The organism is Streptomyces sp. NPDC046876, assembly GCF_040645035.1.
Taxonomy (GTDB): Bacteria; Actinomycetota; Actinomycetes; order Streptomycetales; family Streptomycetaceae; genus Streptomyces.
In genome coordinates, this window is record NZ_JBEYXK010000019.1 from 67,130 (window position 1) to 90,098 (window position 22,969).

Annotated in this window: 13 protein-coding genes; 6 read left to right on the forward strand and 7 right to left on the reverse strand. The window is 72.6% G+C overall.

What is annotated here, in order from left to right:
- The first annotated feature begins 115 nt into the window (after positions 1-115).
- Entirely contained in the window at positions 116-1,495 is a 1,380-nt protein-coding gene (locus tag ABZ924_RS14060; protein WP_361908012.1) for a CoA transferase, read from the forward strand.
- A 201-nt stretch (positions 1,496-1,696) separates the two neighbouring features.
- Here the strand turns inward: ABZ924_RS14060 and ABZ924_RS14065 are convergent, their stop codons facing one another.
- The 3 genes from ABZ924_RS14065 to gmd form a co-directional block, all read right to left on the reverse strand.
- Positions 1,697-2,371: a hypothetical protein gene (locus tag ABZ924_RS14065; protein WP_361908015.1), complete on the reverse strand. Its 675-nt coding sequence runs from the start codon at positions 2,369-2,371 to the stop codon at positions 1,697-1,699.
- A gap of 90 nt (positions 2,372-2,461) precedes the next feature.
- The gene (locus ABZ924_RS14070; RefSeq protein ID WP_361908017.1) at positions 2,462-5,239 is read right to left on the reverse strand and encodes a LamG-like jellyroll fold domain-containing protein; all 2,778 of its coding nucleotides are present in this window, start codon (positions 5,237-5,239) and stop codon (positions 2,462-2,464) included.
- Between the two features lie 216 nt (positions 5,240-5,455).
- Positions 5,456-6,469, reverse strand: a complete 1,014-nt coding sequence (gene gmd / locus ABZ924_RS14075) for a GDP-mannose 4,6-dehydratase (RefSeq protein WP_361908020.1) — start codon at positions 6,467-6,469, stop codon at positions 5,456-5,458.
- A gap of 384 nt (positions 6,470-6,853) precedes the next feature.
- Between gmd and ABZ924_RS14080 the strand changes: the two genes are divergently transcribed.
- Positions 6,854-7,798: a GDP-L-fucose synthase gene (locus ABZ924_RS14080; protein ID WP_361908022.1), complete on the forward strand. Its 945-nt coding sequence runs from the start codon at positions 6,854-6,856 to the stop codon at positions 7,796-7,798.
- A 31-nt stretch (positions 7,799-7,829) separates the two neighbouring features.
- Here ABZ924_RS14080 and ABZ924_RS14085 read toward each other — a convergent pair whose 3' ends face one another.
- Positions 7,830-9,308 (reverse strand): sugar transferase, encoded by a 1,479-nt coding sequence (locus ABZ924_RS14085; RefSeq protein WP_361908024.1) that lies wholly within the window; start codon positions 9,306-9,308, stop codon positions 7,830-7,832.
- A 383-nt stretch (positions 9,309-9,691) separates the two neighbouring features.
- Here ABZ924_RS14085 and ABZ924_RS14090 point away from each other — a divergent pair, with 383 nt between their 5' ends.
- A complete protein-coding gene (locus ABZ924_RS14090) occupies positions 9,692-11,959 on the forward strand; it encodes a M4 family metallopeptidase (RefSeq protein WP_361908027.1) in 2,268 nt (755 codons plus the stop codon).
- Positions 11,960-12,058: 99 nt separating this feature from the next.
- Here the strand turns inward: ABZ924_RS14090 and ABZ924_RS14095 are convergent, their stop codons facing one another.
- Together ABZ924_RS14095 and ABZ924_RS14100 are read right to left on the reverse strand one after the other, a co-directional pair.
- Positions 12,059-13,102: a hypothetical protein gene (locus tag ABZ924_RS14095; RefSeq protein ID WP_361908030.1), complete on the reverse strand. Its 1,044-nt coding sequence runs from the start codon at positions 13,100-13,102 to the stop codon at positions 12,059-12,061.
- Positions 13,103-13,285: 183 nt separating this feature from the next.
- Positions 13,286-14,836, reverse strand: a complete 1,551-nt coding sequence (locus ABZ924_RS14100) for an MFS transporter (protein WP_361908033.1) — start codon at positions 14,834-14,836, stop codon at positions 13,286-13,288.
- 109 nt (positions 14,837-14,945) lie between these two features.
- Between ABZ924_RS14100 and ABZ924_RS14105 the strand changes: the two genes are divergently transcribed.
- The gene (locus tag ABZ924_RS14105) at positions 14,946-15,959 is read left to right on the forward strand and encodes an AsnC family transcriptional regulator (RefSeq protein ID WP_361908036.1); all 1,014 of its coding nucleotides are present in this window, start codon (positions 14,946-14,948) and stop codon (positions 15,957-15,959) included.
- Positions 15,960-16,013: 54 nt separating this feature from the next.
- Here ABZ924_RS14105 and glgP read toward each other — a convergent pair whose 3' ends face one another.
- On the reverse strand, positions 16,014-18,668 hold the full coding sequence (gene glgP / locus ABZ924_RS14110; RefSeq protein WP_361908039.1) for an alpha-glucan family phosphorylase: 2,655 nt from the start codon (positions 18,666-18,668) through the stop codon (positions 16,014-16,016).
- Positions 18,669-19,216: 548 nt separating this feature from the next.
- Between glgP and ABZ924_RS14115 the strand changes: the two genes are divergently transcribed.
- Together ABZ924_RS14115 and treS are read left to right on the forward strand one after the other, a co-directional pair.
- On the forward strand, positions 19,217-21,211 hold the full coding sequence (locus tag ABZ924_RS14115) for an alpha-1,4-glucan--maltose-1-phosphate maltosyltransferase (protein WP_361908042.1): 1,995 nt from the start codon (positions 19,217-19,219) through the stop codon (positions 21,209-21,211).
- A complete protein-coding gene (gene treS, locus ABZ924_RS14120) occupies positions 21,208-22,902 on the forward strand; it encodes a maltose alpha-D-glucosyltransferase (RefSeq protein ID WP_361908045.1) in 1,695 nt (564 codons plus the stop codon). The genes ABZ924_RS14115 and treS overlap by 4 nt, the downstream gene beginning before the upstream one ends.
- The last annotated feature ends 67 nt before the right edge of the window (positions 22,903-22,969 follow it).

Below are 22,969 nucleotides of genomic sequence, written 5' to 3' on the forward strand. Positions count from 1 at the left end.
AAGGGGCGGGAAGGGGCGGGGAGGGGAGCGGCTCCGCGCGGCGGGAGGGGGTCGCTGGGCGGCTCACCGGCCTGGCGGTTCGATCCCGTCCAGCGGGGCGGCGCAAAATGGGCGGATGATCATCGACAGTGGTGGGGACGCGGCGACGCGGCAGGCGTGGGCGGCGATCGGCGGAGCGGCCGGGGCGGCCGGGCGGGTGGGGTACACGGGGACCGGGGTGCTCGGTACGGGCCGGCTGCCCGTGGCGGAGTTGGCCCGGGCGACGGTCGGGGTCTGCTCCCTGGCCGCCGCCGAGCTGGCGACCGTACGGGCCGGCGGCAGCCCGGGGTCCCTCGCGGCGGACCTGCCGCCGCTGGTGGTCGACGAGGGGGCCGTGTCGACGGCGTTCGTCAGCGAGCGGCATCTGCGGGTGCAGGGGCGGGCCCCGGTGAGCTTCGCACCGCTGTCGGGGTTCTGGCGCACCGGCGACGGCTGGCTCCGTACGCATGCCAACTATCCTCACCACCGCGCGGCGTTGGAGCGGGCGCTCGGTGCGACCGGCGGGGAACTGACCCCGGAGGCGCTGCGGGCGGAGCTCGCCGGGCGGGCCACGGTGGAGGTGCAGGAGGCGGTGTACGCGGCGGGCGGGCTGGCCGTGGCCGTCGCGGACGGGTTCGGGGCGCCGCAACCGCTGGTGGAGATCCGGGAGACGGGCGGGCGCGGGCGGGCGCTGGGCCCGGGTGCGCTGCCCGCTTCGGGGGTGCGGGTGCTCGACCTGACCCGGGTCATCGCCGGGCCGGTGGCCACCCGCACGCTCGGGCTGCTCGGCGCCGACGTCCTGCGGGTGGACCCGCCCGGCCTGCCGGAGGCGGACGACGCGCACGCGGACACCGGCTTCGGCAAGCGCTCGGCGCGGCTGGACCTTGCCGACCGGGCGGACCGGGAGGTGTTCCGGGAGCTGCTGGCCGGGGCCGACGTGGTGGTCTCGGGCTACCGGCCGGGGGCGCTGGACCGGTTCGGGCTGACCGCCGAGGAGCTGGTCGCGGACCGGCCGGGTCTGGTCGTCGCGCAGGTGTGCGCCTGGGGGTGGCACGGCCCGTGGGCGGGGCGGCGCGGCTTCGACTCGCTGGTGCAGGCCGGGTACGGGATCGCGGCGGCCGAGGCCGGGACCGACGGGGTGCCCGGGGTACTGCCCGCGCAGGCGCTGGACCACGGCACCGGGTATCTGCTGGCCGGCGGGGTGCTGCGGGCGCTGGCGGAGGGCGGGGGCCGCGTGCTCCGGTTCTCCCTCGCGGGTACGGCCTCCTGGCTGGTCCGCGACATCCCGCGGGAGGCCGGGGCCGATTCCGCCGCCGCCGGGTCCGGGGCGTACGACGCGGAGCGGTGGCTGCGGGAGGCGGATTCGGGGTACGGCAGGCTCCGCCACGCCGCCCCGCCCTTGGCCGTGGGCCCCGCCGACTGGCCGACGGGCCCGTCCCGCTGGGGCACGGACGAGCCCCGCTGGCTCCCGGCCTGACGGCCGGTGCCTTCCGGTTCCCCACCCGGCCCCTTCCCGCTGTGTCCCATGGCGGCTTCGCCGCGGGCGGGTCCTGCGGCCCCGGCCCCCGCCTGCCTCAATCGCCGGCGCGGCTCAAAGACCGGGGCTCCGCCCCGGACCCTCCCCCAGCTACCGCTGGGGGTACCCCCAGCCTCAAACGCCGGCGAGGCTGGATGGGCGTTACGCCGGGAGCCAGGCGTAGCAGCCCGTGGAGGTGAAGTCCGTGGCGCCCGCCGGGATGGTGGCCGTGATCCTGTCGCCCGGCTTCGGGGTGGTTTCCGGGCCCGAGGCCAGGACCGCGCCGTCCTTGCCCTTGGCCTCCCAGGTGCAGGCGGGGCTCTGGGTCAGCGCCCGGTAGGTGCCGGGGGCGGGGGCCGGGCGGGTGCCGTCGGGGAAGCCCTTCGCCGCCGCGTCCAGGATCGGCTTCTGCTCCGGGCACAGGTACGGGATGGCGTCCTTCGCGCCCGGGATCTCCCCGGCGATGACGGCCCCGGTCGCCGCGTCCTTGTCCCGCTTGGCGGTGCGCTCCACCCGCTGGCAGGACTCCTGCCCGGTCTGCAGGACCGCCGCCGGGTCCATCTTCTCGGGGACCCGCCCGCTGAGGTACTGCTTCTCGTTCGGCTTGAAGCTGCCCGTCTTCGGGGTGAGCTTCGCGTCCGGGAGGACGGGCCCGGTCGGCTTCGCCGCGGGCGTCGCGGGCGCCGCGGAGGCGTCCGCCGGGTCGGGGGCCGAGGAGGAGGCCGGCGGCTTCGGCTTGGCGGCGGCGTCGTCGGACGAGCCGCTGCCCGAGCTGCAGGCGGTGAGGGTCAGGGCTGCGGCCAGCAGGACAGCAGCCGCGGCGGGGCGTCGGTACATCAGTGGGGCTCCCGTACGGGCCGGTGGGGTGACGGCGGTGCGGGGCCCGGCCCGGAAGGGGCGGCCGGGCCCCGCAGTGCCGTCGGGCGGTTACTTCGGGCCGAAGGTGAGGACGAGCTGCGGGGCCGCGTCCGCCGCCGTCGCCTCCGCGGACCAGATCCACAGCGGGTCGGTGCCGGTGCTGGTCAGGGCCATGCTGTAGCTCCCGCCCAGGACCGCGGAGAGCGCGGCGGTGTCGAGCTGGGTGCTCTGGACCGCCGAGCCGTCCGGGATGGCCGCGAACGTGCCGAGCGGCGTGGTGCCGAGCGTCGGCTTGGTGGTGAAGGACGTCCCCGTGCCGCTCCAGGTGCCGGTGACCGGGACCACGGACACGGTGTCGGCGGTGCCGGCCCCCGTCTGGGTGGTGGTCTTGACCTGGAGGGCGGCGGACTTCAGGACCTGGCCGGCCGGTGCGGCCGGCAGGTTGAAGCGCAGGTACGTCTCGTACGCCGGGTTGCCGCGGACGGCGAGCGAGGTGGCGGCGCCGTTGGCGGCGCTCGGGGCGCCCTGGTTGACGTAGGTGTCCTCGGTCGGGGAGACCTTGGAGACCGTGTCGGCGGGGGCCTTGGCCAGGTCGAAGTGGTTCTTGACCTGGGCGGCGGTGAGCACCTTGCCGTAGACGGCGGTCTCGTCGATCTGCCCGGCGAAGAAGTTGCTGGTGGGCTTGGTCGGCCAGGTGCTGAGGTTGTCGCCGCCGACGTGCCAGTAGCCCGCGTACGACGCCGAGTCGGTGTAGCCGGCGGTGCCCTTGCTCTGGCCGTCGACGTACAGCGCCATGCCGGCCGGGCCCTGGGTGGCGACGACGTGGTGCCACTTGTCGTCGTTGTACGTGTCGAGCAGGCCCGTGGAGACGGTCCGGGTCGAACCGCTGTACACGCCGAACACCAGACGGCCGGTGTTGGTCATGTAGATCTGCTTGTCGTACGAGGTGCTGTTGCGCGTGGTGTTGTTGCCGAAGCCGATCAGCTTGCCGCCGCGCGTGGTGTTCGTCTTGAACCAGGTCTCGAGGGTGTAGCTGCTGCCCACCGTCTGGCGGTGGTCGCTGTACACCTGCTGGCTGGTGCCGTTGAAGCCCATGGCCGTGCCGGCACCGGTGACCGCGCCGGGCGTCTGGCGCAGTGCCGGGGCGTTCACCTGGACGCCGCTGGTGTTGCCGCCGTCCGAGGAGTCGGCCACGTACGGACTGGAGGTGTCGTCGTAGCGCCAGTACAGCTGGGCGCCGTCCGCGCGGACCTGGTTCGGGTACGCCTGCGCCGAGGCCGGCACCGTCACGGAGGCGGTGGCCGACAGGGCGCTGGTGTTGCCCGCGCCGTCGGTGGCGGTCACCCGGTAGGTGTAGGTCTGGCCGGCCTTGACGGTGGTGTCGGTCCAGGAGGCCTGCGGCCGCTCGAACTCCAGGGAGTCGGCGGTCATCGTCTGGATCGGCGTGGACGAGCCGTTGCGGTAGATGCGGTAGGTCAGCTTGCTGTCGTCCGCGTCGTAGCTGGTGCGCCAGCGCACCTGGACCTCGCCGGGCTTGACGCTGGCGGCGCTGGCGACGGGGGTGGTCGGGGCGCCGACGTCGCCGCTGGAGGCGAAGCGGGTCAGGGCCTGCTGCTCGGCGCCGTTGACGGTGGTGAACTCACCGCCGACCCACATGTACTTCGTGTCGCCCTTCTCCGCGACGGCCATGACGCGCGGGCCGATGCCCTCGCCGAGGCCGTCGTTGGTGTCGGGGAACCAGCCGAGCTTGCGCGGGCCGCGCACGAAGCCGTCCACGGGGGCGGGCGCGGCGCCGGTGTGGTCGGTCGGCTGGGCCAGCAGGTGGTGGCGCTTGCCGTCGGGGTACTCCAGCTCGGTGGAGCAGTCGTGCGCGTGCGAGGAGCTGTAGAGCACCCCGTCGTACGGCAGGACGAACTGGGTGGCGCCGAGGCAGCGGTCGCGCCACTTCTCGGTGAAGTCGCTCAGGCGCAGGCCGATGCGGCCGTCGAAGACGCCGCCGCCGGAGCCCTCGTTGGCGGTGTAGAAGCCGCCGTCGTCGGTGGCGATCGACTTGACGACCGAGTTCGACGGGATGGTGGAGTAGGTCTTGGCGACCTTGCCGGTGGCGGCGTCCACCACGGCGAGCGCGTGGGTGTTGGAGCCGTTGACGGAGAAGAAGTCGCCGCCGAGCAGGACGTTCTTGCCGTCCGGGGTGAGCGTGACCGCGCGGCCGGGCTCGTCGGCGTTGGCGGTGAAGGGCTTGATCGCGCCGGTGGCGGCGTCGACCGCGGCGAACCGCTCGCGGGTCTGGCCCTCGACGGTGCCGAAGTCGCCGGCCGCGTAGAGGGTGTCGTCGGAGACGGCGAGCGCCCGTACGGTGGCGGGGAAGGCCGGGTGGAAGGAGGCCTTGGGGGTGCAGCTCTCGATGTCGATCGCGGCGACGCTGGAGACCGGGGTGCCGTTGACGGCGCCGAAGTAGCCGCCTGCGTAGAGGGTCTTCTTGTCCTTCGACACGGCCAGCGCGCGCACGGTGGCGGTGCCGTCGCCGATGGTGAAGGCGAGCTTGCAGGGGGTCGGGTTGCCCGTCGCGGCGTCGAGCGCGACGAAGTTGACCGCCTCCTGCTCGGTGCCGGAGCCGCCGGCCGGCGGCCGGACCGCCGAGAAGGTGCCGCCCGCGAAGACGGTCCCGTTCGCCTGGGCCATCGCCCAGACGACCCCGTTGGGCTGCCAGGTGGGCAGGCTGTCGGCGGTGAACGCCACGGGCGGGGTGATGGCGGAGGCCTGGGGCATCAGCACCACGCCCAGCCCGGTGCCGGCACCGGCGAGTGACAGGACGAGGGCAGCTGTCAGCCCTCTGGATCTACGCATGAACCCCCCAGGGCTGTCGCCCGGTTCTGATGGCTGGAACTATCCGAACAGCCATATGTACTGGCGCAGACTACGGCTCACGCGAAGCCCGGTCACCTCCCCCGTCCCCGGCAGGGAGGGCGCACTGCGGACATACGGCAGGTTTGGCCCGGTCACGCACGCGAAGACCTGTGACGATGACCGGGACACGGCAAATCGTAGGCGAAATATAAGGCTTCAGCGGTCGATACGGACGGTTGCACCGGCCAGTTGGTCCTCGACCTGGCGGATGTCGGCGTCGACCATGATCCGGGCCAGTTCGGCCACCAGGACCGTCGGCTTCCAGCCAAGCAGCTCCTGCGCCTTGGAGGCGTCGCCGATGAGGGCGTCGACCTCGCTGGGGCGCTCGTACTTGGCGTCGTAGCGCACGTGCTCGGTCCAGTCCAGGCCCGCGTGGGCGAAGGAGGACTCGACGAACTCGCGCACGGTGGCGGCGACCCCGGTGGCGACGACGTAGTCGGTCGGCTCGTCCTGCTGGAGCATCCGCCACATGGCGTCCACGTACTCGGGCGCGTAGCCCCAGTCGCGGACGGCGTCGAGGTTGCCGAGGTAGAGGTGCTCCTGGAGGCCGGCCTTGATCCGGGCGACGGCGCGGGTGATCTTGCGGGTCACGAAGGTCTCGCCGCGGCGCGGGGACTCGTGGTTGAACAGGATCCCGTTGACGGCGAACATGTCGTACGCCTCGCGGTAGTTGACCGTGGTCCAGTACGCGAAGACCTTCGCGGCGCCGTACGGGCTGCGCGGGTGGAACGGGGTGTCCTCGTTCTGCGGGGGCGGGGTGGAGCCGAACATCTCCGAGGACGAGGCCTGGTAGATGCGGGTGTCCACACCGCTCGCGCGGATGGCCTCCAGCAGCCGCAGCGCCCCGAGGCCGGTCACGTCGCCGGTGTAGAGGGGGGCGTCGAAGGAGACGCGCACGTGCGACTGGGCGCCCAGGTTGTAGACCTCGTCGGGCTGGATCTCCCGGAGCAGGTTCACGAGCGCGACGCCGTCGGACAGGTCGGCGTGGTGCAGGACGAAGGACCGGTTGGCCGTCTGCGGGTCCTGGTAGATGTGGTCGATCCGCTCGGTGTTGAAGCTGGAGGACCGCCGCACGAGCCCGTGCACCGTGTAGCCCTTGGACAGCAGGAGCTCGGAGAGGTAGGAGCCGTCCTGCCCGGTGACGCCGGTGATCAGTGCGGTCTTGCCCATGTGGGGTCCCCCCTTGGGATCGTTGCTATGTGTGGTTCTGAGGCTGCGGCGCCTCGAGGCCGGCGGGTTCCGGTCCGGCAGGCCGGGACCGCCGTACCGCCTGGTCTCGCGGTCGGGCACAAGGCCGTTGGCCCGGCCCCGTGGGCTGGATGCGTACCGTACACGTCCCCGCGCCACGGCCTTCGGGCGGTGCCGCTGCGCGGGGCCGCCGCCCCTCCCCGCCCCTTCTCCCCCGGCTACCGCTGGGAGGTGCCCCCAGAAACCGCGGGGCTCCGCCCCCGGTCCCCGCTCCGGTCCCCCCGTTCCGGGCGCTTCGCGCCCGGAACGCTCAAACGCCGCGCGGGCTTGGATCAACCGCGGCGGCGGACTGGCATCATCGGCGGTATGACAAGTTCGCTGCCGCTGCTGCCCCCGAACGCCCGCGTCTTCGTCGCGGGCCACCGCGGCCTCGTGGGGTCCGCGGTCGCCCGCCGCCTGACCGCCGACGGGCACGAGGTGCTCACCCGGGGCCGCGCCGACCTCGACCTGCGCGACGCCGCCGCGACCGGGGCATTCCTGCGGGACGTCCGCCCCGATGCGGTGGTGCTGGCCGCCGCCAAGGTCGGCGGGATCATGGCCAACAGCACCTATCCGGTGCAGTTCCTGGAGGACAACCTCAAGATCCAGCTCAGCGTCATCGGCGGTGCGCACGCCGCCGGGGTCGGCCGGCTGCTGTTCCTGGGCTCCTCCTGCATCTACCCCAAGCACGCCCCGCAGCCCATCGGCGAGGACGCCCTGCTGACCGGACCGCTGGAGCCGACCAACGAGGCGTACGCCGTGGCGAAGATCGCCGGCATCGTCCAGGTCCAGTCGTACCGCAAGCAGTACGGGGCCTCGTACATCTCGGCGATGCCCACCAATCTCTACGGCCCGGGCGACAACTTCGACCTCGAGTCCTCGCACGTGCTGCCCGCGCTGATCCGGCGCTTCCACGAGGCGGCCGCCGAGGGGCGCGAGGAGGTCACCCTGTGGGGCAGCGGCACCCCGCGCCGCGAGTTCCTGCACGTGGACGACCTGGCGGACGCCTGCGCGGTGCTGCTGAACGGCTACGACGGCGACGAGCCGGTCAACATCGGCTGCGGCGAGGACCTGACGATCCGGGAGCTGGCCGAGACCGTCGCCGAGGTGACCGGCTTCGCGGGGCGCCTGGCCTGGGACACCTCCAAGCCGGACGGCACCCCGCGCAAGCTCCTGGACGTCGGCCGCCTCACCGCGCTGGGCTGGAAGCCGCGGATCGCCCTGCGGGACGGCATCGCCGCCACCTACCGGTGGTGGCGCGAGCAGGGCTGAGCGCGGGGCGGGACGCACCGGGCGGTGGCCCTCAGTACGCTCCGCGTCCGTCGACGACGGCGCGGATCGTACGGCCCATGACGTCCATGTCGCTGGTGAAGGACCAGTTGTCGACGTACTGCAGGTCGAGCTGGATCGTCTCGTCCCAGGACAGGTCGGAGCGGCCGCTGATCTGCCACAGCCCGGTCATGCCCGGCCGGACGGTCAGCCGGCGCAGCTCGACCTCGTCGTACCGGGCCACCTCCTCCGGCAGCGGCGGACGCGGCCCGACCAGCGACATGTGCCCCGTCAGCACGTTGAACAGCTGCGGCAGTTCGTCCAGGGAGGTGCGGCGCAGGAGCCGGCCGACCCGGGTCACCCGGGGGTCGCGCCGGATCTTGAACATCAGGCCGTCGTTCTCGTTGGCCCCGGTGAGCTCGTCCTTGAGCCGGTCCGCGTCGACGACCATGGTGCGGAACTTCCACATGGTGAAGGGGGTGCCGTCGCGGCCGATGCGCTGCTGGCGGTAGAACGCCGGGCCGCGGGAGCCGAAGCGGATCGCGAGCACGATCGCGAGGAAGAGCGGGGAGAGCAGCAGCAGCCCGAGGGCGGCTCCGACCCGGTCCAGGGCGGACTTGAGCACGGTCTGGACGCCGCGGCTGACCGGCGGCACCACGCGCAGGACGGCGAGCCCGCCCGCGGAGAGGGTCTCCAGCCGCTTGACGGAGACCTCCACGAGGCCGGGGAAGACGGCCAGGTCCAGCCCCGCGTCGTGCAGCGCCCACGCCACCCGGCGCAGCCGCTCCCCCGCGATCCGTGCACCGGGGGCCACGAGGACGAGGTCGGCGTGGTGGCTGCGGACGGCGCCGAGCACGGCGTCGGCGTCGGCGGCCGGGGCGCCGGGCGCCTGGGCGGGGAGCCGGGCCGCGACGGGCACGCCGCTGTCGAGGGGGCCGGGGCCCACCGGGACGACGCCGACGACGACGTACGGGTGGTCGGTGCGGGCGGCGAGGTGGGAGATGACGGATCCGGCGGCCGCAGGCTCCCCTATCACCAGCACCCGGCTGACGGCCTGGGCCTCGCGGCGGGCCGCGGAGAGGTGGCGGTAGGTCAGTTTGTGGCAGGCCACGGTGATGAGCAGGGCGGGCACGAGGGCGCCGAGGGCGGCCAGCCGTGGCGTGCTCTCGCCGGTGACCACGCGGGCGACGGCCAGGACACCGATCAGAATCAGCCAGTCGTGGAGGACCGGCAGCACTCCGCGGGACTCGCCGAGCGCCCGGTTCGCGTAGCGGCGGCGCACGGTCTGCACACCGGTCCACGCCAGGGCGGCGCCGAGGGCGCAGTACAACGGCCGGACCTGCTGCGCAGCCTGGAAGACGAGCCCCACGGGCACGGCCGCGCCGAGGATGTCGGCGGCGACGGCGGCGGGCAGGTACCAGCGGGCCTTGTCGCCGATTCGCCGCACCGGGGCAGCAGCAGGCTCAGCCGCCGCTCCGGCCACTCTTTGCGCAGGAAAATGGACATGCCTCATGGGCCCCCCTGGCACGTGGTCATGTGACGGTGGCGCATGCCCGTGGCTTCCCCTGGCCCGGGCTGATGGCGCACCGGGAAACAGTACGACAAACAGACTTACGCCATGTACCGATTGCCCGAACGGGTGCCCCTGTTGCTCAGGCGTCGACAACCGGTACCAGTTGTTCCGGATTTCGACGGCGGAAGCTCCCACACGAAGGTGAATGGTTCGGATACCGGATACGTCTGCACGGTCAACGAACCCTTTCCGGCCAATCTTTTGACGCGGCCCTGACATCGCAGCCGACAGGTGGCACTCTTCGATCCGTTCATCGCACCAGCCCTGCTCTGCCCGGAGGCCCACCCAGCCGTCCGGAACCCCCCTTGCAGAAGGAGTCTGCGTTGAGTCCCACCCCCCACAGGCGTGCCCAGGCGGCCGGCGCACTCGTCGCCGCGGCCGCGCTGCTCGCCGTCGGCATCCAGGCCGGCACCGCCTCCGCCGACGCCACCGCGTCGCAGGGCCTGACCTCCGCCAAGTCCAACCCGGGCGCGGCCCCGTACCAGCTGAGCCCCTCCGAGCGTGCGACGCTCATCACCGAGGCGAACTCGACGACCGCCGCGGCGGCCAAGGCCCTCGGCCTCGGCGGCCAGGAGAAGCTCGTCGTGCGCGACGTGGTCAAGGACGCGGACGGCACCACCCACACCACGTACGAGCGGACCTACGCCGGCCTGCCCGTACTCGGCGGCGACCTGACGGTCCACGCCAAGGGCGGCGTGACCAAGAGCGTCACCAAGGCCACCCAGCACGAGATCAAGGTCGCGGACACCGACGCCTCCGTCACCCCGGCCTCGGCCGAGGGCCAGGCGGTCTCCGCGGCGAACTCCGCCGGCTCCAAGCAGTCCAAGCCCGCCAAGGGCGCCCGCAAGGTGATCTGGGCGGCCGAGGGCGCGCCCGTCCTCGCCTACGAGACCGTCGTCAGCGGCCTCCAGGACGACGGCACCCCGAGCGAGCTGCACGTGGTCACCGACGCCAAGACCGGCGCGAAGATCACCCAGTGGCAGGCCATCGAGACCGGCACCGGCAACACCATGTACAGCGGCCAGGTCCAGATGGGCACCTCCGGCTCGGGCAGCAGCTTCACGCTGACCGACGCCGGCCGCGGCGGCCACAAGACGTACAACCTCAACGGCGGCTCCTCCGGCACCGGCACGCTGTTCACCAACAGCACCGACGTCTGGGGCAACGGCAGCGCCTCCAACAAGGAGACCGCCGGCGCGGACGCCCACTACGGCGCCCAGCTGACGTGGGACTACTACAAGAACGTCCACGGCCGCAACGGCCTGCGCAACGACGGCGTGGCCCCCTACAGCCGGGTCCACTACGGCAACGCCTACGTCAACGCGTTCTGGGACGACTCCTGCTTCTGCATGACGTACGGCGACGGCACGAGCAACACCCACCCGCTGACGTCCATCGACGTGGCCGCCCACGAGATGACCCACGGCCTGACCTCGGTCACCGGCAACATGACCTACAGCGGTGAGCCCGGCGGCCTGAACGAGGCGACCTCCGACATCATGGCGGCGGCCGTCGAGTTCTACGCCAACAACCCGCAGGACGTCGGCGACTACCTCGTCGGCGAGAAGATCGACATCAACGGCGACGGCACCCCGCTGCGCTACATGGACAAGCCGAGCAAGGACGGCGGGTCGAAGGACTCGTGGTACTCCGGCATCGGCAGCATCGACGTCCACTACTCCTCGGGCCCGGCCAACCACTGGTTCTACCTGGCCTCCGAGGGCTCCGGCGCCAAGGTCATCAACGGCGTGAGCTACAACTCGCCGACCTCCGACGGCCTGCCGGTCACCGGCATAGGCCGCGACGCCGCCGCCAAGATCTGGTTCCGCGCGCTGACGGTGGGCTACTTCAAGTCCAACACGAACTACGCGGCCGCCCGTACGGCGACCCTCCAGGCCGCCGCCGACCTGTACGGCGCCGGCTCGGCCACGTACAACAACGCGGCGAACGCGTGGGCGGCCATCGCCGTCGGCCCGCGCATCAACGACGGCGTCACGGTCACCCAGATCGGCAACCAGACCACCAAGGTCAACACCGCGGTGAGCCTGCAGGTCCAGGCGACCAGCACCAACCCGGGCGCCCTGAGCTACGCGGCGAGCGGCCTGCCGGCCGGCCTGTCCATCAACTCCTCGACGGGCCTGATCTCGGGCACGCCGACCACCACGGGCACGTCCAACGTGACCGTGACGGTGACCGACTCCGCCGGCAAGTCCGGCACGTCGTCCTTCACCTGGACGGTCAGCACCAACGAGCAGAACGTGTTCGAGAACACGAACGACTACACGATCAACGACAACTCCACCGTCGAGTCGCCGATCACCGTGTCGCGTTCGGGCAACGCCCCGAGCACCCTCAAGGTGGACGTGAACATCGTCCACACCTACGTCGGTGACCTCCGGGTCGACCTCGTCGCCCCCGACGGCACCGTGTACAATCTGCGCAACCGCACGGGCGGCAGCGCGGACAACATCGTCCAGAGCTTCACCGTGAACGCCTCCTCCGAGGTCGCGAACGGCGTCTGGAAGCTGCGGGTGGCGGACCTCGCCAGCCTCGACACCGGCTACATCAACAGCTGGAAGCTCACCTTCTGACCCCTCGGGGCTGGTGAGGCCTGACGGCTGACACAACGCGGGGCCGTCCGGGAGGGAACCTCCCGGACGGCCCTGTTCCATGCGGTGGGACGCCGACCGTCAGGGCATCGCCTTGAAGATCGAGTCGAACATGTCGCCCTCGTGCTCCTCCTCAGGACCCTGCTGCTCGTCCTGACCCATGTGCTCCTCGGAGCCCTGCTCCTCGTCCCGGCCCTGCTGGTCCTCCGGGGCCTGCTGCTCGTCCTGGCCCTGCTGGTCCTCCGAGGCCATCTGCTCGTCCGAGCCCTGCTGGTCCTCCGGGCGCATCTGCTCGTCGCGGCCCTGCTGCTCCTCGGAGCCCTGCTGCTCGTCCTGGCCCTGCTGCTCGTCCTGGCCCTGCTGCTCGTCCGAGCCCTGCTGGTCCTCCGGGGCCTGCTGCTCGTCCTGGCCCTGCTGGTCCTCCGGGCCCATCTGCTCGTCCCGGCCCTGCTGGTCCTCCGGGGCCTGCTGCTCGTCGCGGCCCTGCTGGTCCTCGGAGCCCTGCTGCTCCTCGGAGCCCTGCTGCTCGTCGCGGCCCTGCTGGTCCTCCGGGCGCTGCTGGTCGTCCTGGCCCTGGGGCTGGTCCTGGCCCTGGTGCTCCTCGCGCGGCTCGTCGTCATCGTCCTTTGCGATGATCTTCGTCGCCATGCCCGCGGGGCGGTAGTCCGGGCTCACCCGGGCCACGCGGCTGCGGTAGTCGCCGTAGAGGCCGTCGCCCCGGTCGTCGTACCGGTCGTCCCAGCGGTAGTCGTCGCGGCGGTCTTCGTCGACGTGGCGCGGCTGGAAGAACACCGAGCGGACCGCCACGTTGTGGACCTCGTCGCCCGGCTCCAGCGTCCGCGTCGACCGCTCGTTGCAGCCGCGCTCCCGGTAGAGCACCGCGATCGCGTTCGTATCGTTGCGCACCGCCGTGGCGGGGTGCTCGCGCGAGGTGCCGTTCAGCTCGTAGCAGGTGTCGTGGTCCGCCGGACGGAGCTCGCGGTATTCCCGGAATCCGTCGTCGACGATGTACTCCAGCCGGCCCGCGATGCGGCCGTCGTCACCGCCGGCCAGTGCGGTGCCGGCTGTGGGAAGGACGAGGCTGAGGGCTCCGAGGAACGCAACGGCAGTAGGGCGAAGGCGCATGGGGAGGCGATCCGTTCTGGTGGGCACTGGATGCCGGTCCGGTGGCATCCAGCGGGCAGCGTAGGAGCGCGGCCCACCGCGAAATCGGTTCGGCATGCGCAGGCGTTCGCAGGTTCACCCGCCCGGCGCGCCCCATGGGCCCATACGGCAGCCCGGGGCGCGCCCGATCGGCCGTACGGCCCGTCAGGCGGCGGCGCGTTCGCCCGCCTGGGCCGCCGCTTCCCGCGCCCCGGACACGGCACCGCCGGCGCCCTGCGCCGCCCCGGCCCCGGCCCCGTTCGCCGGCCGCGGGCGGACGAGCAGGACCACGGCCAGCGCACCGAGCAGACCCATCACGCCCGAGGCCGTGAAGGTGTCCCGCAGCCCGGACGCGAAGGCCTCCTCGATCCAGGACCGCGCGGCGGGGGCCGCGGCCAGCAGCCGACCCGCCCCGCCGGAGGCGAGCACCTCGGCAGTGCCGTCGGCCTGGCCGGAGCCCGCGAGCCCGTCGGCCAGCCCGGTGTGGAAGAGGGAGCCGAGGACCGCGACGCCGAAGGCCATGCCGAGCTGGCGCGCGGCGTTCAGCGCACCGCCGGCCATGCCCGCCCGGGCCGGGGCCACGGAGCCCATCACGGTGGCGGCCAGCGGCGGGAGCGCCGCCCCGACCCCCACGCCGGTCAGCACCAGGCCGGGGACCAGGGCCGGCCAGCCGTCGCCCGCGTCCAGCATCCAGCCCTGGAGCAGTGCGCCCGCCCCGATGAGGAGCAGGCCGCCGCCGATGGTCAGCCGGGCCGGGACCCCTTGCAGCAGCCGCCCGGCCGCCGCGGAGACGAGGAACGCGGCCAGGCTGAGCGGCACCAGCACCAGTCCGGCGCCCACGGGGCCCATCCCCTCGACGGACTGCAGCCACAGGGACACGTACATGAGGTACGAGAACGCGGCGCCGGACAGCAGCAGGGCCGCCGCCATGACCCCGGTGAAGGTCCGGTCGCGGAACAGCGAGAGGTCCAGCATCGGGTGGGGGCTGCGCAGTTCGGCGACGGTGAAGACGGCGAAGGCGGCGGCGCCCAGGCCGAACAGCACGAGCGTGACGGGAGCGCTCCAGCCGTCCTCCCCGGCCCGGATCAGCGCGTACGTGACCAGGCCCGCGCCCGCGGTGAAGGCGGCCATGCCGGGCAGGTCCAGGCCCTGGGTGTGCGGGGCGCGGGACTCGGCGACCGCCTTGAGGGTGACGTACACGGCGAGCGCGCAGACGGGGAGGTTGACGAAGAAGATCCAGCGCCAGCCGAACTGCTCGGTCAGCAGCCCGCCGAGGATCGGCCCGGCCGCGGCGGCCGCGCCGCTGACCGCGCCCCAGACGCCGAAGGCGACGCCGCGGTCGCGGCCCTGGTAGGCCTGGCTGAGCAGGGCCATGGTGGTGGCGAACATCGCGGCGGCTCCGACGCCCTGGACGGCGCGGAAGGCGATCAGGGCGCCGGGCCCCTCGGCCAGTCCGCAGGCGAGCGAGGAGACGGCGAACAGGGCGAGCCCGCCCAGGTAGACGGAGCGCCGGCCGATCCGGTCGGCGAGGGAGCCTGCGCCGAGCAGGAGGGCGGCGAGGGCCAGGGCGTAGCCGTCCATGACCCATTGCAGGGCGGCGAAGCCGGTTTCCATGTCGGAGGCCATGTCGGGCAGGGCGACGGTGACGATCGTGACGTCGACCAGGAGCATGAACGCTCCGAGGCACACCGCCGCCAGGGGCAGCCATTTGCGCATGCGGATCTCCTCGGGTGGGACGGGAAGGACTCCAGCCTCGCGGGCGCCGCCCCGGATCACCCACCCGCGGCCCGCTCGCCGGCGGATTTCGCGCACGAGGAGCCCTGTCATGATGGAAACCATGAATCCCGCGCAGTTCGATGTCCTCGACCAAGCCCTGATCCAGGCTCTGATGGTCGACGGCCGGGCCTCCTTCCGCCGGATCGCCCAGGTGCTGGAGGTCTCCGACCAGACGGTGGTGCGGCGCTACCGCCGGCTGCGGACGTCCGGCGTGATACGGGTGGTGGGGCTGCCGGTGGGCCGCCGGGTCGGGCTGTTCGAGTCCTGGCTGAGGGTGCAGTGCGCGCCCGACGCCGCGGTCGCCGTCGCCGAGGCGCTGGCCCGGCGGCCGGACAGCGCCTGGGTGAAGCTCACCTCCGGCGGCACCGAGATCCACTGCCTCACCAAGGCGCGGACCAGCCAGGACCGCGACCTGCTGCTGCTGGAGAAGCTGCCGCGCACGCGGCGGGTGACCGGGGTCAGCGCCCAGACCATCCTGCGGGTCTTCCGCGGCGGCGCCTCGTGCTGGAAGGGCCTGGACGTGCTGCGGCCCGACCAGGTCGCCGCGCTGGAGCCGCCCGCTCCGCAGCCCTCGTCCGAGCGGTACGCCCTGGACGCGGAGGAGCTCGCGCTGCTGGCGGTCCTGGGCCAGGACGGCCGGACGGGCCACGCCGAACTGGCGCGCGCCACCGGCCTGTCGGAGTCGACCGTACGGCGCCGGCTGGAGCGGCTGCGGGAGGAGGGCGCGCTGTACCTGGACGTGGAGCTGATCCCGGCGGTGTTCGGGTACGAGACCGAGGCCTCGCTGATGCTGACCGCGGCCCCGGCCCGGCTGGCGGAGGTGGGCGAGGCCCTCGCCGGGCATCCGGAGGTGGCGTTCGCCGCGGCCGTGACGGGGGCGACGAACCTGAAGGTCTCGCTGGTGTGCCGGGACACCGACGCGCTGTACACGTACCTGACCGAGCGGATCGGCTCGGTGCCCGGCATCCAGCAGGTGGAGGTGATCCCGACCCTGCGGACGGTCAAGCGGGCCGGGATGCTGGTGGAGGGCGGGCGGCTGGTGGACCCGCCGCCCGCCCCCTGACACCGCGGCCCAGGCCGCAGCCACAACCGGAGCTACAGCCGGAGCCGGTGCCGGCTAGCGCAGCAGTACGCCGTCCTGCGCGCCCGCGTCACCGGCCGCGCCGGCGTCCGCCGGGGCCGCGACCAGCCCCAGTTCGGCCGGGGAGGCCAGCAGCGGGTGGGCGGGCAGGATCCGGACGGTGTAGCCGAAGGGCCCGGTGCGGTCGAGGGCGAGCGGGCCCTCGTACGTCCAGCGGCCCTCCAGGTCCGGTCCGGCGGCCGGCTTGAGCGGGAACGGCCGCCCGCCCTGGATCACGTCCTGCGCGTCCACCCGGCCCGCGACGGCCTGCACCTCCACGTCCTCGGGCGCCAGCGCGTCGAGCGCCACCCGCACCCGCAGCGTGAGGGTGGCGCCGAGTTCGGCGGTGCCGTTCACGGGAGCCGCGGCCAGCGCCTCCACGTGCTCGACGGCGAGCTGCGGCCAGGCCGCCCGGACCCGGCCCTTCCACCAGGCCAGGTCCCGGGCCGCCGCCGGGTTCAGCGCCCGGTGGGCGCGCGCGGCCGGCGCGTACAGCCGCTCCACGTACTCGCGCACCATCCGCCCGGCGAGGACCTTGGGGCCGAGGGAGACCAGGGTGCGCCGGACCATCTCGATCCAGCGCACGGGCAGTCCGGTGCGGCCCGTGCGGTCGTAGAACCGGGGCGCGACCCGCTGCTCGATCAGCTCGTAGAGGGCGGCGGCCTCCAGGTCGTCGCGCCGGTCCTCGTCCCGGCCGAGCCCGTCGGCGGTGGGGATGGCCCAGCCGAAGTCCGGCTCGAACCACTCGTCCCACCAGCCGTCCAGGACCGACAGGTTGAGGCAGCCGTTGAGGGCGGCCTTCATCCCGCTCGTACCGCAGGCCTCCAGCGGGCGCAGCGGGTTGTTCAGCCAGACGTCGCAGCCCGGGTAGAGCTTCTGTGCCATGGCCATGCCGTAGTCGGGCAGGAAGACGATGCGGTGGCGCACCCGCGGGTCGTCGGCGAAGCGGACCAGCTCCTGCACGAGCCGCTTTCCGCCGTCGTCGGCCGGGTGCGCCTTGCCCGCGACGACGATCTGCACGGGCCGGTCGGGGTCCAGCAGCAGGCCGCGCAGCCGCTCGGGGTCGCGCAGCATCAGCGTGAGCCGCTTGTACGAGGGCACGCGGCGGGCGAAGCCGATGGTGAGGACGTCCGGGTCGAGGACGTCGTCCACCCAGCCGAGTTCGGCGTCGGCGGCCCCGCGCTGGCGCCAGGAGGCCCGCAGCCGCTCCCGTACCTCCAGCACCAATTGCTCGCGCAGTCCCCGGCGCAGGTCCCAGATGTCCTGGTCGGCGATGTCCGCGACGGCGTCCCAGCGCTGGGAGCCGCCCACGGAGAGGGCGTCCTCGGTCCGGCCCGCGCCGATCTGGCGCGCCCCGAGCCGGACGACCTCGGGGGCCACCCAGGTCGGCGCGTGGACGCCGTTGGTGATGGAGGTGATGGGGACGTCGGCCGGGTCGAATCCCGGCCACAGCCCGGCGAACATGCCGCGGCTGACGGCGCCGTGCAGGGTGGAGACGCCGTTGGCGCGCTGGGCCAGGCGCAGTCCCATCACGGCCATGTTGAACACGCCCGGGTCGCCCCCGGGGTAGGTCTCGGCGCCCAGGTCGAGGATCCGGTCGACGGGCAGGCCGGCCAGCTCGGCGCCGGTGCCGAAGTGGCGGGCGACCAGCGCCCGGTCGAAGCGGTCGATGCCGGCGGGGACGGGGGTGTGGGTGGTGAAGACGGTGCCGGCCCGGACGGCCTCGACGGCCGCGTCGAAGCCGAGGCCGTGCTCCCCGTCGAGTTCCCTTATGCGCTCGAGCCCGAGGAAGCCCGCGTGTCCCTCGTTGGTGTGGAACACCTCGGGGGCGGGGTGCCCCGTCAGGGTGCAGTACGTGCGCACCGCGCGCACGCCTCCGATGCCGAGCAGCATCTCCTGGAGCAGGCGGTGGTCGCTGCCGCCGCCGTAGAGCCGGTCGGTCACCTCGCGGGCGGCGGCGTCGTTGTCCTCGACGTCCGAGTCGAGCAGGAGCAGCGGGACCCGGCCGACGCGGGCCTGCCAGACGTGGGCGTGCAGGGCCCGGCCGCCGGGCAGGCTCAGGGACACCCGGGCGGGTGTGCCCTCGCCGTCGCGCAGCAGGGACAGGGGGAGCTCGTTGGGGTCGAGGACGGGGTAGTGCTCCTGCTGCCAGCCGTCGCGGGACAGGGACTGGCGGAAGTAGCCGTGCCGGTACAGCAGTCCGACGCCGATGAGGGGGACGCCGAGGTCGCTGGCGGCCTTGAGGTGGTCGCCGGCCAGGATCCCGAGGCCGCCGGAGTACTGGGGCAGGGCGGCGGTGATCCCGAACTCGGGCGAGAAGTAGGCGATGGCGGCGGGCAGGCCGGCGGCGTCCTGGTGGGTCTGGTACCAGCGGGCGCCGTGGACGTAGTCGTCGAGGTCGGCGGCGGCGACGGCGAGGCGGCGCAGGAACCGCCGGTCGCCGGCCAGCTCGTCGAGCCGGGAGGCGGATGCGGAGCCGAGCAGCCGGACGGGGTCGCCGCCCGCTGCGTGCCAGCCCTCGGGGTCGACGGATTGGAAGAGTTCGCGGGTCTCCGTGTGCCACGACCAGCGCAGGTTGCGTGCGAGGTCGGCGAGCGGCAGCAGGGGTTCGGGGAGTACGGGGCGTACGGTGAATCGACGGATAGCCTTCACGCGTTCCACCTTCGCAGGCAATGGCGGACAGGAGCGGCCGCACCACGCTGTGCGCCCGCGCAACAACACCCCCGGAAGGCTAGCCGCGGCCGCGGTCCTGCTGCCACGGCGCCTCGGGCGGCCCTCGACCGCATTGCGAGGCTCGCTCCTTCGTGTGGTTCCGGTGGCCCCTGGGACGGGTTGTGTTCCCGGCGCATGCGGGGGGCTTTCCCGGCGTACCTCCGGTAGTCCCGATGGACTTGACGGAGCCTGGCCGGAAGTCGGCCAAGGGCTTGGTGGAGGCCTCAGGACTACGTACGAGTAGTTAACCAAGTGCGCGGATTGGGCGCGTCGAGAGTGGGAAGGGCTCCCCGCGTACCTGCACGGCACACCTCGCCCAACCCTCTCCCGCCACCCGAGTGAACGCGGACAGGAGCGGCCATGCCCGCAGCCGAGCCGTCTTCCGAGCGGCTAGAAACAGAGCGAACAGAGCGTGCACTACCGGCCGGCGTCGTCCCGGCCGGGCTGTTGACACCGAGCCCTGCGAACTGCCCCCAGGTGATCCCATCATGATCGGTCGCATTCCCGTCCTGGACGTCCGCCCCGCCGTCGACTGCGGTGCCAGACCCGCCAAGGCGGTGGTGGACGAGGTCTTCGAGATCTCCGCCACCGTGTTCCGCGAGGGCCACGACGCCGTCGCCGCCCACGTCGTGCTCCGGGACCCGAGCGGCAAGCTGCGGCCGCCGGTGCCGATGCGCGAGCTCGCCCCCGGCACCGACCGGTGGGGGGCCCGGGTCTCCGCCGACGTCGAGGGGAGGTGGACGTACACCGTCGAGGCCTGGAGCGATCCGCTGGCCACCTGGCGGGCGCACGCCGCGGTGAAGATCCCCGCCGGGATCGACCCGGGGCTGACGCTGCTGGAGGGGGCCGAGCTGTACGAGCGGGCCGCCGCGAGGATCCCCAAGCGGGACGGGCGGGCGCACGTCCTGGCCGCCGCCGAGGCGATGCGCGACGAGGACCGGCCGGTCTCCGAGCGGTACGAGGCCGCCCTCGAGCCCCTGGCCGAGGAGGCGCTCGCCCGGCGCCCGTACCGGGAGCTGGTCACGGCCGCCAAGGGCCTGCCGCTGCTCGTGGAGCGCAAGCGGGCGCTGTTCGGCTCCTGGTACGAGATGTTCCCGCGGTCCGAGGGGGCCGTCGTCGAGCCCGGCGCCGCGCCGGTGAGCGGAACGTTCGCCACCGCGGCCGAGCGCCTTCCGGCCATCGCCGCGATGGGCTTCGACGTGGTGTACCTGCCGCCGATCCACCCGATCGGGAGCACGTACCGCAAGGGCCCGAACAACACACTCTCGGCGGGAAGTTGGGATCCGGGGGTGCCGTGGGCCATCGGCTCCACCGAGGGCGGCCACGACGCCGTCCACCCCGAGCTGGGCACGCTGGAGGACTTCGACGCCTTCGTCGCCCGGGCCCGCGAGCTCCAGCTGGAGGTCGCGCTGGACTTCGCGCTCCAGTGCTCGCCCGACCACCCGTGGGTGGAGAAGCACCCCGAGTGGTTCCGCCACCGCGCCGACGGCACGATCGCGTACGCCGAGAACCCGCCGAAGAAGTACCAGGACATCTACCCGATCCACTTCGACACCGACATGGCCGGCATCGTCGAGGAGACCGTCCGCATCCTGCGGCACTGGATGAACCACGGCGTCCGCATCTTCCGGGTGGACAATCCGCACACCAAGCCGGTCGTCTTCTGGCAGAAGGTGATCGCGGACATCAACAAGACGGATCCGGACGTGATCTTCCTGGCCGAGGCCTTCACCCGGCCCGCCATGATGCGCGCACTCGCCGCGATCGGCTTCCAGCAGTCCTACACGTACTTCACCTGGCGCAACACCAAGGCCGAGCTGACCGAGTACCTGACCGAGCTCTCCGACGACCGCTCGGCGTCCGTCATGCGGCCGAACTTCTTCGTCAACACGCCGGACATCCTGCACGCCTACCTCCAGCACGGCGGCCGCCCCGCCTTCGAGGTCCGCGCCGTCCTCGCCGCCACCCTCTCCCCCACCTGGGGCGTCTACGCCGGCTACGAGCTGTGCGAGAACACCCCGGTCCGCGAGGGCAGCGAGGAGTACATGCACTCCGAGAAGTACGAGCTGCGGCCCCGCGACTGGGCCGCAGCCGACCGCGACGGCACGACCATCGCCCCGCTGATCACCACGCTGAACCGGGTGCGCCGGCGCAACGCCGCCCTGCAGCAGCTGCGCGACATCCATTTCCACTCGACCGACAACGACCAGGTGATCGCCTATTCGAAGCGGGCGGGCACCAATTCCGTACTGGTGGTCGTCAACCTCGATCCGCACCACACCCAGGAGGCGACCGTCTCGTTGGACATGCCGGCACTCGGCCTCGACTGGCACGGGTCCCTCGCGGTGCGCGACGAGCTCACCGGCGAGACCTATCACTGGGGCAGGGCGAACTACGTGCGCCTAGAGCCGGGCCGCACACCCGCGCACGTACTGGCCGCTCTGCGACCGTCCCCGCCCACCGGAGGGTCACCCACCACATGATGATCAACGATCCCGTCCACGACACCTTCGAGGACACCCCAGCCAAGGACCGCGACCCCGACTGGTTCAAGCGGGCCGTCTTCTACGAGGTCCTGGTCCGCTCCTTCCACGACAGCAACGGCGACGGCGTCGGGGACCTCAAGGGGCTCACGCAGAAGCTGGACTACCTGCAGTGGCTGGGCGTCGACTGCCTCTGGCTGCCGCCGTTCTTCGCCTCGCCCCTGCGGGACGGGGGCTACGACGTCTCCGACTACACCTCCGTGCTGCCCGAGTTCGGCGATCTCGCCGACTTCGTGGAGTTCGTGGACGCCGCGCACCAGCGGGGCATGCGGGTGATCATCGACTTCGTCATGAACCACACGAGCGACCAGCACGAGTGGTTCCAGCAGTCCCGCAAGGACCCGGACGGGCCGTACGGGGACTACTACATGTGGGCGGACAACGACAAGCAGTACCAGGACGCCCGCATCATCTTCGTCGACACCGAGACGTCGAACTGGACCTACGACCCGGTCCGCAAGCAGTACTACTGGCACCGGTTCTTCTCGCACCAGCCCGACCTCAACTACGAGAACCCGGCCGTCCAGGAGGAGATCATCTCCGCCCTGCGCTTCTGGCTGGACCTCGGCATCGACGGCTTCCGGCTCGACGCCGTGCCCTACCTCTTCGCCGAGGAGGGCACCAACTGCGAGAACCTCCCCCGCACCCACGAGTTCCTCAAGAGAGTGCGCACCGAGATCGACGCGCACTACCCCGACACCGTCCTGCTCGCCGAGGCCAACCAGTGGCCCGAGGACGTCGTCGACTACTTCGGGAGCTACGCCGCCGGCGGGGACGAATGCCACATGGCGTTCCACTTCCCCGTCATGCCGCGCATCTTCATGGCCGTGCGAAGAGAGTCCCGCTACCCGGTCTCCGAGATCCTGGCCAAGACCCCCGAGATCCCGGACCGCTGCCAGTGGGGCATCTTCCTGCGCAACCACGACGAGCTGACGCTCGAGATGGTCACGGACGAAGAGCGCGACTACATGTACGCCGAGTACGCCAAGGACCCGCGCATGCGGGCCAACATCGGCATCCGGCGCCGGCTCGCCCCGCTGCTCGACAACGACCGGCACCAGATCGAGCTGTTCACCGCCCTGCTGCTGTCCCTGCCCGGCTCGCCGATCCTCTACTACGGCGACGAGATCGGCATGGGAGACAACATCTGGCTCGGCGACCGCGACGGGGTCCGCACCCCGATGCAGTGGACCCCCGACCGCAACGCGGGTTTCTCCTCCTGCGATCCGGGCAGGCTGAACCTGCCCGTCATCATGGACCCGGTCTACGGGTACACGGTCACCAACGTCGAGGCGGCGATGTCCTCGCCGTCCTCCCTGCTGCACTGGACCCGCAGGCTCATCGAGGTCCGCAAGGCGAACCCGGCCTTCGGCCTCGGCTCGTACACCGAACTGCCGTCGTCCAACCCGGCGGTGCTGGCGTTCCTGCGCGAGTACGGGGACGACCTCGTGCTGTGCGTGCACAACTTCTCCCGCTTCGCCCAGCCCACCGAGCTGGACCTGCGGTCGTTCAACGGGCGGGTCCCGGTGGAGCTCACCGGTGACGTGCGCTTCCCGCCGATCGGCGAGTGGCCGTACCTGCTCACCCTCGCGGGGCACGGCTTCTACTGGTTCCGCCTGCGGGGCGAGTAGGCGCGGGCGCCGGCCGGCACGCGCACCGCCGCGGGAACGGACCGGCGCCGCACGCCACAGGGGGCGG